This is a genomic window from Dyadobacter diqingensis (genome assembly GCF_024220585.1).
Lineage (GTDB): Bacteria > Bacteroidota > Bacteroidia > Cytophagales > Spirosomataceae > Dyadobacter > Dyadobacter diqingensis.
In genome coordinates, this window is the sequence record NZ_JAMXKF010000004.1 from 66,312 (window position 1) to 79,704 (window position 13,393).

Sequence of the window (13,393 nt, forward strand, 5' to 3'; positions counted from 1 at the left end):
GGGTTCGTTTTTTAGAAGGTTTTCGTGTTGGTGACAAAGTTGAGTTGCTGCTGAGACTGGAACAGGTCGTTTTGCAGGTCAATCAGGTTTAGCTGTGCATCACGGTGAGCGCGGATTTTATCAATAAAACTGACGAGATCGATCACCCGTTTGGCATAATCTTCTGTCGCATTTTTTGAAATTTCTTCAATGCTTTGCAGATAGGCCGGTGTCAGTTTTTGCTGCTGGATCAAGGCCTGCTGATATTGCTGCGATGCTGCAATCACATCCTGTTCGACCTGCAAATGGGTGAGGTCAGAAGTAACTTTTGATTGATCAATACCCACTTTCGCGCTTTGGATATTACCCTGATTCTTATTTCTTACCGGAAGATCAATAAGTGCCTGCACACCCACATAATGTGGGAATGCGGAACCAACGCGCTGGTAGTCTGCCCCAAGGGTAAGGTTGGGTACGGCCAGTGATTTTTGATAAGTCAGATTGTTCTGGTTGTACTGTATTTGTAACTGAGCAGCCTGAAGGTCAGGTCTGTTTGCATAGGCAAGGTCAAGAAGCTGGGGGAGGCCGGGTGTTGTGGGGATTGTCGTTTGACCGGTTTGCGGAACAATATAAACCGTTCCGCTTTCTGTTAACAAAACACGCATAACCGATTCATCATGTGCTATTTGTGTGTTAAGGTTTGCGAGGTCACGCTCAAAGTTTTTCTGTTCCAGTTCAAGCCTTGTAACCTCATACGGCGCTATTACCCCTAGTCTCAGTTGTGCCCGAAAAGCTTCCAGTAGCGTTTCCAACCTGCCTCTTTCGGCATTCAGCATTTTCAGTTTGGCCTGGCCGTTAACGAGATTGCCGAAAGTTTGCGCGAGTGTGAAACGGACGTTCCGCATCACATCCTGAAAAGCAGATTGCTGCAAGGCGACATTAGACTGCGCCAGTTTCACGAGTTTGCTGCGGCTTGCCGTCAGGCTCAAAACCTGTTGAAGCTGAATATTAAATACGCCGCCTGTCGGGTTAACCAGATCGTCCTGTTTGCCATAGGGCAGGAATTTGTGTGTGTAACCGTTATAAAGATTGGTCTCAACAAACAGGTTCGGGTTATACCAGAGTTTTGCCTGTTCAACACCGGCCTCGGCAATGTTCACATTGAATTTTTGCGCGATGAGCACGAAATTCTTTTGAACGAATCTTTCCTGAGCCTGTTCCAGTGATAACCTCAGCGTATCCTGCCCGCGGACCGGAAGAAAAGTTAGTAAGGATAGTGCAAGTGATGGTAAAGTGTGTTTCATATGAGGTGAGATTATCGAATTATTTTGAACCTAAAATAAAAAATTATTTGCTGCTTATAATCTGCCGGGGATATTTATTTACGAGATTCCCATTTTGTAAATAAACGGAGGTTGTTTTTTTGTTATCTGCTTGCAGACAAAGAGATAAGTGTCGGTCAAAAGTGTGGGTTCAGTAGGATTTAGTCGATTTCTAACACTGTTAAATATAATTACTTTGAAAATACGTCCGGAATAGCTCAGGATTTGTTTTTGTGATATTTCGCAGCCACGACAGGCACATAGCAATTGCCGGAGCCTTTATTTATTTTTATCATCACACCGGATTAATTCTTAAAACGGTAAGTTATTCCAGATTCTTTCCAGTTTTGTTTTTGACCTTTACCGATTATGAAAATACTGATAATTGAAGACGAAACGGAGCTGATGGAAGTGATTCGTCAGTCGCTGGAAAAAGAAAATTTTCTGGTGGAAAGTGCTTCGGATTTTCACAGTGCACTGGATAAGGTAATTTCCTTTGACTATGACTGTATTTTACTGGACATCATGCTTCCGGGTGGGAGCGGATTGGATATTTTGCAGGAGCTGAAAAATCTGGATAAGTCGGATAACGTAATCATCATTTCGGCCAAGGATTCTCTCGAAGATAAATTGACCGGCCTGGACCTAGGTGCCGACGATTACCTGACCAAGCCATTTCATATCGCAGAGCTGAATGCGAGGATTAAATCTGTTTTGCGGAGAAAATCCTTTGGAGGTAAAAATACAGTTGAAGTCGCGAACGTAAAACTCGATCTGGATGATCGCACCTTATTAATCAGCAACGAGCCGCTGATTCTCAACCGCAAGGAATTCGATATACTGACTTACATGGTTGTTAACAAAAATCGTTTGGTCAATAAAACGTCGCTGGCTGAACGTGTCTGGGGGGATCACATGGATGAGGCAGATGACTACGAATTTATTTACTCGCAGATCAAAAACCTGCGCAAGAAATTGAAGGATCACGGTGCGGGTGTGGAAATCCAGGCGGTGTATGGGCTCGGTTATAAACTGGTGATACTATGAAACTTCTGAATCATACGTTAAAGTATCTTTCAATCACGTTGTTTGTAATCATCAGCGTCTGGGCGGCGATTTTTTACATCAACATGCTGGATGAAGTTTATGACAGCCTCGACGACGGCCTGGATAATTACAAGCTGCTGATCATCAACAAAGCCGGGGAAGACTCTACGATTCTTTCCAAAACTGAATTTGCCGAAAGCAATTACGAGATACGTGAAATCCCGGAAGCCATTGCGTTGCAACGGAAGGATACGCACGTTGACACGTTGATGTATATGGTCAACGAGGAGGATTATGAGCCGGTCCGGATGCTTACTTCTGCTTTCCGAATGAACAACCGGTATTATGAGCTGAAAGTGATTGCGTCGATGGTGGAAGAGGATGACCTGATCGAAGATTTACTGTATTCCTTGATATGGCTTTATCTGGCGATGATTGCCAGCATCCTGCTCGTCAATAATTTCCTGCTGCGAAAAACCTGGAAGCCATTTTATGTTTTGCTGGAACAACTGCGGGTTTTTAAACTGGGGAAAGATCCGATGCTCACCCCCGCGGAGACCAAGGTGAAAGAATTCAAGGAACTGAATGAGGCCGTGAGTTTGCTGATTAACCGTTCGCTGGAAACCTATCACGGCCAAAAGCAATTTATCGAAAATGCTTCACACGAACTGCAAACACCTTTGGCGATCAGTATCAACAAGCTTGAACTGCTTACCGAAAAGGAAGATATGGATGAGGCCAATCTGATGGCGATCGGGCAGGTGATTCAGACTTTGGAACGGCTGACGCGGCTGAACAAGTCTCTTTTATTGTTGTCAAAAATTGAAAACAAACAATTTCAGGAAAATGAAAGGGTTGATATCAATGCTGTTTTTAAAAATCTGATTGAGGAATTTACCGATTTTGCGGATTATAAAAACGTAACCATTTCGTATCAGGAACATGGCCAGCTGTATGCTGATATGAGCAAAAACCTGGCTGAAATATTCGTTACCAATTTCTTAAAGAATGCGATTGTTCATAATGTTTCGAACGGTTGGGTACAGATTACCGTAAACCCGACGTCATTCACGATCACAAACTCTGGAAGTGATGTGCCGCTCGACAAGGACAAGGTTTTTCAGCGTTTTCAGAAGAAGTCAAACGAGAAAAACACAACAGGTCTCGGACTGGCCATTGTGAAGGCGATTTCGGATTTGTACGGGATTTCGGTGGCCTATTCCTATAAAGACGGACATCATATGACGGTTTCTTTTGAATAGGGAAGAATCCGGTAACGGATTACCAATTCTTTCCGGTTTTGACTTTTAACATTGTGGTATCAAACGTTAAAAGTATGAAACACATCATCAGAACACTCGTATTGGCCATTACCTGCTCGGCAGTATTCGGACAAACGGACTCGTTACCGACATTACCCGTCAAGATTCATCACGCGGAACCGCTGTTCATTGACCTTATTCGTGACCTGGGAGCACGTAGGGGAGAAAAGGAGCTGAATGTAGGCTGGGGGATGGAAAGCCAGAATGGTTATGTTGCCAATACAGGGTTTTTCGAGTATGAGTTTTCACCGGTCAACAGACTGGGGCTTGAAGTGGAAGTTCCGTTTACATTTTACAAACCGGCATTTGAACACAGGGAAGGAGAGGAAGCACCCAGAAACCGGATGGAGGGGATTAAACTGGCGTCACAGTACACTTTCCTTGTTTCGCCGAAATACAACATGTCGATGGCCGTTGGTTATATGCATGAGTTCCGGACGCATTCCTTTTACTCGTTAAGCCATGGGTCCGTTCCGCTGAAAGGCCATAGCATGAGTCCGTTTTTTGTAGTGGCTAAAAGGTGGGGGAAACGGATTCATTCCATGATTTACACCGGTCCGGAATGGGAATTTACAGCAGGTGAAAAAAAAGCTGAAAAATACTACCAATTGAACGCCAGTATACATTATCAGTTGAAAAACGGCGGAAATTTGCTGGGTGTTGAAGTCAATCAGGAATATCTTGGCTGGAAAGCGGAGACGGTCGTCAGGCCGCAGGTCAAATTGGTAATCAGTCCCAACCTTGCGTTAGGATTAGTGACAGGAATTCCATTAAATTTAAAGGAACGTGGCATCAGTTTTTTAGCGCGGGTCATTTTCGAACCGCCAAAAAGAAGAAAATAGCATTTTGTTAAAACTAAATTGAATCCTATGAAAAAGTTAATTTTTGTAATGTGCGGCATGTTTTATGCTGCGGTAAGTTATGGCCAGGACATCAAGGAAACAGAGGTGCCTTCGGTTGTTTTAAATACATTCAAGCAGCAGTATGCCAAGGCCACAGACGTGGAATGGAAATTGAAGGCAGGTTTGTACAAAGTGGAATTTGAGATCGGCAAGGACGATCATGAACTTTGGCTTGAAAAAACAGGGAAGGTTATAAAACATAAGGAGGAAATTAAGGCTGAACAATTGCCCAAGGAAGTGGTAGCGGCGATCAACAAAGATTACAAGGGGTATAAAATCCATGATCCTAAGAAAACCGATAATGCGGGTGTGGTGACTTATAAGGTTGAATTGAAAACGGCAACTTCCGAAATGCACGTCACTTTTGATAAAACAGGAAAGGTGGTTAGCAAAAAGGCCGACGACTAGTACCTGAAAATATTGCAATTTTCTTTTTTACTTCCATATCGAAAGATTATAAGGGATATTGCAAAATGAATTTCAGGTAAAAGTGCATTTTTTCGAAATTTTGGGGTATAAAGCAGAAATAGAAAAATTTTTTCTTGAAAAGTCCGTTCTGTATTTATAAATTCAAAATGTATTCCAAATTCACCCATATCTTGGTACAGGTTTTGTAGTAAGATAGTGTAGCAAGATTATGTCGTTAAGTGTCAATTATTATTTCCAGAGTATGAAGTATACTGAAATTCTTGAAGTGGTTCGGCAGTATATTGAGCAGTTTTACGACGCCAAAGAAGATTCGACGCTGACCTTCCATAATTTTGCGCATACGCATGATGTGGTAACACACGCGACGAAAATGGCGAAACATTACGGATTGGACGAAAGGGAAACTTTTGTTGTTACGACGGCTTCATGGTTTCACGACACGGGTTATTACACCGGCGAGGCGAACGGGCACGAGCAAAGAGGGGCTGAAATGGCCGGCGGATTTTTAAAGAATCTTGGAGTAAAAGAAGAGCTGATTCAGGAGGTTCAAAAATGTATCATGGCTACAGTCATGCCTCAGAAACCTGAGAATCTTTTGCAGCAAATCATGTGTGATGCAGACTTGTACCACTTTGGGACTGAACAGTTTTCGGAGCGGAATATGCTGATGCAGGAAGAAGTAGAACGGAAAACCGGTTGTAAAATTGACAACAATAACTGGCGGAAGGCTACGATCTGCTTGCTGGAATCACACTTTTTCAAAACCGGTTATGGTCGGGAATTGCTGGAATATGGCAAAAAGAAAAATCTGGAACGGTTGAAACGAAAAGAGACAAGAGGGATGATGAGAAAGTCGCACATTCCAAATTCTTGTCTGGGTGAATAAATTCCGGCTTTTGGGAATGATAAAACATAAAAAGGGGAGAGGTCATAGCGACTTCTCCCCTTTGATTTTATAGATCAGCAGGTCTACTTCTTACTTTTGATCGGTAAGGTAAACCAGTGAAAACCATCTCTTGCGATCAATGCTTCTGCAATTTCAGGACCCCATGAATCTGCCGAGTAATTCGGGAAGTTCAGGCTTTTTCTGCCCTGCCATGCGTTCAAAATCGGCATGATCAATTCCCAGGCCGTTTCCACCTGGTCGCCGCGCATAAACAAAGTCTGGTCACCAAGCATGGTATCCAGGAGCAGGGTTTCGTATGCTTCCGGTGCCTCGGTGGTGTAAGTTCCTTTATAATCAAAAACCATATCCACCGCATTCAGGTACATATCAAGCCCCGGGCGTTTGGCCTGAACTTGCAGACGTATACTCATTTCTGGTTGGATGCTGATAATGAGCCTGTTTTGCTGCCAGCTCTCATTTGCCTCGGTCGGGAATACCAGGTGAGGAACATCCTTAAACTGGATGGTAATGACGGAAGCCGACTGGTGCAAACGTTTTCCCGTACGAACGTAGAACGGAACGCCCTGCCAGCGCCAGTTATCCACGAAGAACTTAATGGCTGCGAAGGTTTCGGTGTTCGATTCCGGATCAACTTTTGGCTCCTCCCGGTACCCTGGAACTTCCTTGCCCTTCATCCATCCGCTTCCGTACTGGCCTCTTACCGCCGACAAGCGTACGTCCTCGGGGGTAAATTTCCGCATGGCTTTCAACACGTCTACTTTTCTGTTACGGATTTCGTCGGCATCAAAACTTACCGGCGACTCCATCGCAACCAGACAAAGCAGCTGTAAAAGGTGATTCTGGATCATATCGCGCATTGCGCCTGAGCCGTCGTAATAATCGCCACGCTCTTCAACGCCCAATTGCTCGGTCACGGAAATTTGTACGTGCTCAATGTAATTCCGGTTCCAGATCGGTTCGAGGATCGCGTTTGCGAAACGGAAAGCCATGATATTCTGTACCGTTTGTTTCCCAAGATAATGGTCGATACGGTAAATCTGTTTTTCGTCAAAAATGCCTGAAAGCAGTTTATTCAGTGCAACAGCCGAATCCAGATCATGGCCAAAGGGTTTCTCAATAACAATCCGGGTTTTCTCCGGATCCTGAAGATTGCTTTTTGAAATGTTCTCAGCAATAATCGGGAAGAAATTAGGCGATACAGCCAGGTAGTAGATTACATTGGCTTTGGTACCCCATTCAGCATTGTGGTTATCAATACGAACCCCAAATTCCTTGTACGTTTCGGCATCCTTGATATCAGAAACCTGATAATACAAATGTTTTGAAAATTCAGCCCACTTATCGTCTGCCGCTTTGCCGCTTCGCGAAAAAGAATTGATTCCTTCAAGAATTTTGCCCTTGAAATCGTCGTCAGTTAATGGTGTACGGCCGGTTCCGATAATGGAGAAATCGTCAGGAAGCCAGCCTTCCAGAAAAAGGTTATATAAAGCCGGAGCCAGTTTTCGGGAATTCAGGTCACCGGTACCGCCGAAAATGATGAATATAGTCGGCTGTGATTTTAATGTTGAATACATGATGTCGTTGTTTTACAGAACGTTTTATATTTCCGGTCAGTTTTTTGGAACCCATTGCGTGTGGAAAACACCTTCCTTGCCAATCAGTTCGTAGGTGTGAGCGCCAAAGAAATCGCGCTGTGCCTGAATCAGGTTGGATGGCATCCTTTTACTGCGGAACGCGTCAAAATAACTTAATGAAGAAGCGAAGGCAGGAATGGCAATGCCATTGGCAACCGAAGCAGAAAGGACAGACCGTACGCCCGGGATGGTTTCGTTCACAATTTGAGCGACATTTTCATCCAGCAACAAATGCTTCAGACCGTTATCTTTTTCGTAGGCGTTGTAAATATCGTTCAAAAACGATGAACGGATAATACAGCCACCCCGCCAGATCTTCGCGATTTCAGACAGATTCAAACCATACCCATATTCAGCCGAGGCATTGGACAACATCTGCATCCCCTGAGCATACGTGATGATCATACTGAAATGAAATGCCTGTTCCAGTTCTGCCAAAAACGTTTCCTGATCCACGCCCAGTTTTGCAGTTTCGGAAGTGCTGTACAAAGTAGCAGCCTGTTCGCGGAGCGCTTTGTATTTTGACAAATCCCGCATGGCCACGGCCGCATCGATCGTCGGGATAGGAGATTGCAGATCCATCGCTGCCTGCGAAGTCCATTTGCCCGTTCCCTTGGCCCTTGCTTCGTCTTTGATATCATCCAGAAGCAAGTGATCTGCACCTGGTTCCTTATAGGCAAATATGTCTTTTGTTATATCAATCAAAAATGACTGCAACCGTCCTTCGTTCCATTTTGTGAACAATTTCTGGATGGAGTCGCTATCCAGCTTCAACCCGTTTTTCAGGATTTCATACGTTTCGGAAATCAGCTGCATCAGGCCGTATTCAATTCCGTTGTGGACCATTTTGACAAAATGGCCAGCTGAACCTTGTCCTATATACGTGACACACGGTGCGCCATCTACCTTCGCAGCAATCGCTTCCAGAATTGGCTTCATCACTGCATAAGCCTGCTTATCGCCGCCTGGCATAATGCTCGGTCCCCGGCGGGCGCCTTCTTCTCCGCCGGATATTCCCATGCCAAAGAAGTGATAGCCAAGGTTTTCCAGGTATTCAACACGACGGTTGGTATCCACAAAATGAGAGTTTCCTCCGTCGATCAGGATGTCGCCTTTGTCGAGCAGCGGTAATAATTCTTCAATTACACTGTCAACAATTTTCCCTGCCGGCACAAGCATGGTGATTGCGCGTGGCGTTGTCAGACTTGCCACAAACGCCTTGATGTCACTGAAACCTTTTACTTTGATGTTTTTTCCTTCCTCTTCAAGCAATGCGCCTTTGCCGGCATCTTTATCATAACCCGCTCCCGCAAAGCCGTGATCACCAATATTGAGAAGTAAATTCCGGCCCATAGTGCCAAGGCCTATCATTCCAAAATTATATTTTTGTTTTGCACTCATAACTGGCTGAATTTTTCTTTTTTAAGACCTTCAAGTATCTTTTTGGTAGACTCGAAATCGGTATGATGAAAAGCACGTATGCCTAACTTTTGCGCCGTGGTCGTAAACATGATCCGGTCGTCGAAATAGACGCATTGCGATGGGGTAGCTTGTGCAATACCCATGGCCAGATTAAATATTCCGGGATCAGGTTTACGCATTTTCACTTCACAGGAAGAGATAAAGGCGTCAAAACATTCGTGCAGTTTGAACTTGCGGACACGGTAGTCGTTCAGTTCTTTTCCTTCATTGTTGATGGAAATGACGCGAAAACCGCAGTCTTTTTTCCATTCTTTAAGCCATTTCAGCATATCCGGCAGCTCTAACGACTGCGAATAGATAAAGGCTTTAAAATCTTCCCGGGCAAAATCGCGGGGATGATTGAAAATGACGGTGTCGAGATATTCGTCGAGGGTTATACTACCGATCTCATATACATTGAATATGAAATTGTGAAGAACGTTCACTTCGGCATAATCAAGCCCGAATTTTTCCGCTGCGATCTGACGTGATTCGTGCCCCCAGCCATTGCTGAGGAGCACGCCACCGATATCAAAAAACAGTATTTTAAGATCAGTACTTTCCATTATTCCAGTTTAGTTGCCTTTGGATTTTTGGTCTTCAATAGCCTGCAATAATTTTTCAAAAGGCTTATTAAATTTGTCAATTCCTTCGTCTTCCAACTGTTTTGTGATCGCGTCGATGTCAATTCCGACTGCTTTGATTTTTTCAAGGATCTCAGTTGCTGTATCCAGATCATCTTCCAAACGGCTTGCAGGATCACCGTGGTCGCGGTATGCTTCCAGTGTTTCCAAAGGAATAGTATCCACAGTATCCGGGCCGATCAGTGCTTCAACATACTTAGTATCTTTGAAAGCTGGGTTTTTGCTGCTGGTACTTGCCCAAAGCAGACGCTGTGGAACGGCACCTTTTTCTGCCAGTTTTTTCCAACGGTCCGTGCTGAAAACTCTTTTATAAATTTCGTAGGCTTTTTTAGCGGAAGCAATAGCCACTTCACCTTTAAGCTCGCCCAGACCTTTTTCGTCAAGCAACGGATCAACCAGCACATCAATGCGGCTCAGGAAGAAACTTGCTACGGAAGAAATGTTGTTAACCGGCAGACCTTTTGCGGCTCTTTCTTCCAAACCTGAAATGTAAGCTTCTGTAACGGCCTCATAACGGTCCAGCCCGAAAAGCAAAGTAACATTGATGTTAATTCCTTCGCTGATGGCTTTCTGGATAGCAGGAAGACCAGGCTCAGTTCCCGGAATTTTGATCATTACGTTTTCTTTATCAACCGCCTTCCATAGTTCGATGGCCTGTTTGATCGTACCTTCCGTATTTAAAGCCAGGAAAGGGGACACTTCAAGACTCACGTAACCATCACCGCCTTTGGGGGCTTCATCATAAACGGGTCTCAACAAATCGCAAGCCAGTTTGATGTCGCTCACCGCAAGACCAAAAAATATTTCTTCGTTTGTTTTATCTCCTTTCGACAACGCGCTGATATCCGCATCGTAGTCAGAACTGCTGCTGATAGCTTTTTCGAAAATTGCAGGGTTTGAAGTTACGCCTCTCACGCCGTCTTCTTCAACCAGTTTCTTAAGTTCACCTGTATTAATAATCTTGCGGTCGATAAAATCCAACCAGATGCTTTGACCGAACTCGTGTATCTGTTTTACTTTGTTACTTGCCATAACCAACTTTAATTTGAATTATTAATTTACTTTTCTAATGATTTAACTTTTCCAAGACGACGTAAGTGCCGTTCTAACCCTGTAAACTCTGCATTTAAAAATGCACCAACCAGTTCCTGAGCGGCGTTGTTACCGGTTACCCGGCCTCCCAGACAAAGGATATTCAGGTCGTCATCTTCCACACCCTGATGAGCCGAAAAATGGTCGTTGATAAGGGCTGCGCGTGCGCCAGCAACTTTATTAGCTGCCACCGAGGCACCTACGCCACTGCCGCAAACGGCTATTCCGCGGTCTAATTCGCTGGATGCCACTGCCTTTGCCAGCGGTATTACAAAATCGGGGTAGTCGTCCTGATTGTCCAGTTGATAAGCACCGAAATCTGTTACTTCGTGCCCAAGCGAAACGATGTAGTCTCTGATTACTCCTTTTAACTCAAATCCGCCGTGATCGGCTGCTATTCCTATTTTCATCTTATTTATTTAACAACGCTTTTGCTTTATTAATTACATTTTCAACCGTAAAACCAAAAACTTTATACAATTCCTCTGCCGGTGCAGATTCCCCGAAAGTAGTCATGGCAATGATGTTTCCTTCGTCGGTAACGTATTTATGCCATCCCAGCGGAGAACCCGTTTCAACAGCCAGTCTTTTTCTTATTTTTTCAGGAAATACCTTCTCTTTGTAAGTCGCATCCTGCTTTTCAAATAACTCCCAGGACGGCATACTGACAACCCTTGCGGCGATTCCTTCTTCTGCCAGTTTAACCTGTGCGGATAAAATAAGTTCTACTTCCGATCCGGTTGCAATAAGTATAATCTCCGGTGTTTTTTCTGAATCAGAAAGGATATATGCACCCTTTTCTAACTGTGTTGCTTTGCCATATTTTTTCTGGTCAAGAATGGTCAGCCCCTGGCGTGTGAAAACCAGTACAACCGGCCCGTCCTGATGTTCAATTGCCACGCGCCAGGCTTGTGCTGTTTCGTTGGCATCTGCCGGGCGAATTACCAGAATGTTGGGGATCGAGCGAAGCGAAATCAGCTGTTCTATGGGCTGATGAGTGGTGCCATCTTCTCCGAGACCGATGCTGTCGTGTGTATAAACAAAGATAGGCCTGATTTTCATAACGGCCGCCAGGCGAATAGGCGGACGCATGTATTCAGAAAAAATCAGGAAAGTCGCGCCGAAAGGAATGACGCCTTTTGTCAGTGCCATACCGTTTAAGGCTGACCCCATGGCGTGCTCCCGGATGCCAAAGTGAAAATTACGGCCGTCTCTTTTTTCCGGAGTAAAAGAATCAAATTCTTTCAGGTTGGTATCTGTTGACGGTGCCAGATCCGCCGCGCCGCCGATAAAGTTTGGCAAACTTGCCGCGATGGCATTTAATACTTTTCCCGAAGCTTGCCGGGTAGCCATTTTTTTATCCGAAGCATCGAACACTGGCAAGTTATCTTTCCAGCCTTCGGGCAAAGCACCCGTTTGAGCCAGTTCATATTCAGCAGCCAGTTCGGGATACTTTTCCTTGTATTCTTTGAAAAGTTCTGTCCACTTTTTTTCAAGTTCTGTGCCTTTTTCTCCGACCGCCTTATAGTAAGCAGCGACTTCCTTTGGAATCACAAAGGACTTTTCAGGATCAAAACCGAAAAACTCTTTGACCAGTTTTACTTCATTCGCACCCAGCGGAGATCCATGCGACCCTGCTGTGTTTACTTTATTAGGACTTCCGTAGGCTATTTGTGTCCTGACTTTGATCAGTGACGGACGATTTTTTTCTGCCTTTGCATTACGTACGGCAATAATCAACGCCTCAATGTCATTACCATCTTCAACCACCTGCACGTGCCAGTTATAGGCTTCGAAACGCTTGCCGACATCCTCATTGAACGCAATGTCGGTGGGGCCTTCGATGGATATGTGGTTGTCGTCGTACAGGTAAATGATGTTGCCCAGTTCCAGATGTCCGGCCAGAGAAGCGGCTTCCGAGGTAACGCCTTCCATCATATCGCCGTCGCTGCAAATCGCGTAAATGTTATAATCGAATAGCTCGAAACCGGGTTTGTTGTAACGGGCGGCCAAATGTTTTTGCGCAATCGCAAAACCGACACCATTGGCAAATCCTTGTCCAAGCGGACCCGTCGTGACATCGATACCAGGAGCCAGTCCGTATTCCGGATGACCCGCCGTTTTACTGTTGAGTTGTCTGAAATTTTTGAGGTCGTAGAGTGACAGATCGTAACCTGTCAGGTGGAGGTAACTGTATTGAAGCATGCAGCCGTGGCCGGCGGATAAGATAAACCGGTCGCGGTTTGGCCAGTCGGGATTTTTAGGGTTGTAGTGCATGTAATGCGCCCACAAAACATGCGCCATCGGCGCGGCGCCCATGGGCATTCCCGGATGCCCCGAGTTGGCTTTTTGCACGGCATCCACTGATAATAATCGCGCGGTGTTAATGCCTGATTGTTCAATTTCCTTTGTATCTGATCCCATTTTAAGCTATTCTATTAGATTAGTTATTTTGGTAAACCGATAAACCTGCCTTTCAGAAGCAGCATTTTGCCTGCTTAAATCTTCTAAAAAAAATCAAGTTACCAGACTTGTTACGGAATTCCTATCATATCCGGCAAAGACTTGCGATATAACTTTTGTTACAATGATTACATTCTGTACGCCAACAGGATAAACCGCTGGCCTTTATACCGGCAATGGATGGTTTTCTC

Annotated in this window: 12 protein-coding genes; 5 read left to right on the forward strand and 7 right to left on the reverse strand. The window is 44.7% G+C overall.

The genetic code is table 11. The features are described from left to right. Positions 1-11: 11 nt before the first annotated feature. The gene (locus M1L62_RS12805; protein ID WP_254413451.1) at positions 12-1,283 is read right to left on the reverse strand and encodes a TolC family protein; all 1,272 of its coding nucleotides are present in this window, start codon (positions 1,281-1,283) and stop codon (positions 12-14) included. A 387-nt stretch (positions 1,284-1,670) separates the two neighbouring features. Here M1L62_RS12805 and M1L62_RS12810 point away from each other — a divergent pair, with 387 nt between their 5' ends. The 5 genes from M1L62_RS12810 (at position 1,671) to M1L62_RS12830 (ending at position 5,887) form a co-directional block, all read left to right on the forward strand. Next, positions 1,671-2,348, forward strand: a complete 678-nt coding sequence (locus M1L62_RS12810; RefSeq protein ID WP_254413452.1) for a response regulator transcription factor — start codon at positions 1,671-1,673, stop codon at positions 2,346-2,348. Continuing rightward, entirely contained in the window at positions 2,345-3,610 is a 1,266-nt protein-coding gene (locus M1L62_RS12815) for a sensor histidine kinase (RefSeq protein WP_254413453.1), read from the forward strand. Before M1L62_RS12810 ends, M1L62_RS12815 begins: the two co-directional genes overlap by 4 nt. 74 nt (positions 3,611-3,684) lie before the next feature. Continuing rightward, entirely contained in the window at positions 3,685-4,512 is an 828-nt protein-coding gene (locus M1L62_RS12820; RefSeq protein WP_254413454.1) for an HAEPLYID family protein, read from the forward strand. A gap of 27 nt (positions 4,513-4,539) precedes the next feature. Then, positions 4,540-4,980 (forward strand): PepSY-like domain-containing protein, encoded by a 441-nt coding sequence (locus M1L62_RS12825; RefSeq protein ID WP_254413455.1) that lies wholly within the window; start codon positions 4,540-4,542, stop codon positions 4,978-4,980. A gap of 262 nt (positions 4,981-5,242) precedes the next feature. After that, a complete protein-coding gene (locus M1L62_RS12830) occupies positions 5,243-5,887 on the forward strand; it encodes an HD domain-containing protein (RefSeq protein ID WP_254413456.1) in 645 nt (214 codons plus the stop codon). 83 nt (positions 5,888-5,970) lie between these two features. Here the strand turns inward: M1L62_RS12830 and zwf are convergent, their stop codons facing one another. Genes zwf through tkt form a run of 6 tightly spaced genes read right to left on the reverse strand, consistent with a single transcriptional unit; the run spans position 5,971 to position 13,163 of the window. After that, positions 5,971-7,482 carry a glucose-6-phosphate dehydrogenase gene (zwf, locus tag M1L62_RS12835; RefSeq protein ID WP_254413457.1) on the reverse strand — a complete coding sequence of 504 codons (1,512 nt, stop codon included), beginning with the start codon at positions 7,480-7,482 and terminating at the stop codon, positions 5,971-5,973. A 36-nt stretch (positions 7,483-7,518) separates the two neighbouring features. Further along, entirely contained in the window at positions 7,519-8,943 is a 1,425-nt protein-coding gene (gene gnd, locus M1L62_RS12840) for an NADP-dependent phosphogluconate dehydrogenase (RefSeq protein ID WP_254413458.1), read from the reverse strand. Further along, positions 8,940-9,569 (reverse strand): HAD family hydrolase, encoded by a 630-nt coding sequence (locus M1L62_RS12845; protein ID WP_254413459.1) that lies wholly within the window; start codon positions 9,567-9,569, stop codon positions 8,940-8,942. Before M1L62_RS12845 ends, gnd begins: the two co-directional genes overlap by 4 nt. 9 nt (positions 9,570-9,578) lie before the next feature. Next, complete coding sequence (gene tal / locus M1L62_RS12850; protein ID WP_254413460.1) at positions 9,579-10,679, reverse strand: transaldolase; 1,101 nt, start codon at positions 10,677-10,679, stop codon at positions 9,579-9,581. Positions 10,680-10,705: 26 nt separating this feature from the next. Further along, positions 10,706-11,149 carry an RpiB/LacA/LacB family sugar-phosphate isomerase gene (locus M1L62_RS12855; protein ID WP_254413461.1) on the reverse strand — a complete coding sequence of 148 codons (444 nt, stop codon included), beginning with the start codon at positions 11,147-11,149 and terminating at the stop codon, positions 10,706-10,708. 1 nt (position 11,150) lies between these two features. Further along, positions 11,151-13,163, reverse strand: coding sequence for a transketolase (gene tkt / locus M1L62_RS12860; protein ID WP_254413462.1), 2,013 nt, complete (start codon positions 13,161-13,163; stop codon positions 11,151-11,153). Positions 13,164-13,393 lie beyond the last annotated feature (230 nt).